At 63.6% G+C, this 495-nt stretch carries 1 protein-coding gene; it reads left to right on the forward strand.

The window, feature by feature from the left end; all coding sequences use genetic code 11:
* Positions 1-348 (forward strand): hypothetical protein (locus AX692_RS19990; protein WP_196491759.1); only part of this gene is annotated, 348 nt, incomplete at its 5' end.
* Positions 349-495: the final 147 nt, after the last annotated feature.

Raw genomic sequence — 495 nt, forward strand, 5'->3', positions numbered from 1 at the left:
CTGACGCGGCGCGATGCCGAGGCGCTGTGCGACCTGCGTGTAGAGACCGACGATGCCGGGCATGGCGACCGTGACCGCAAGACCGAATGGTACAGCTTCATCTATCGGAGTGCCCGGATCTGGATCGCGCTGCACAACGAGGTCAATCGTCATATCCGGGCCGACGACCGGCGCTTTGTCACCTTCCCAGCAACGCATGAATATGGTGCCGCGATTAGTCTGATTGCCGTCCGGTTGAAGGCTTCGCGGAGAAACGCCCAAAGTGCCGGCTTCTGCTGGATCGAGCAGCTTGAGGCGAACGGATCGGTAGCTCTTGCGTCCCGGTTGCACGGGTGTGAACCATGCTAGCGTCGCCGACAGGCTGTGGGGCCGGGCCTGACCGCTCATGACCGCCGGTATGGGGACACGGACAGTGGTGACACGGTCGCGTGAAAGTTCTCCAACCGCCCAGAACGTCGCGCGGTCCTCCGCGCACGCTACCGCGTCTTCGGCGTC

The organism is Erythrobacter donghaensis, from assembly GCF_001557325.1.
In the GTDB taxonomy this organism is placed as follows: Bacteria; Pseudomonadota; Alphaproteobacteria; order Sphingomonadales; family Sphingomonadaceae; genus Erythrobacter; species Erythrobacter donghaensis_B.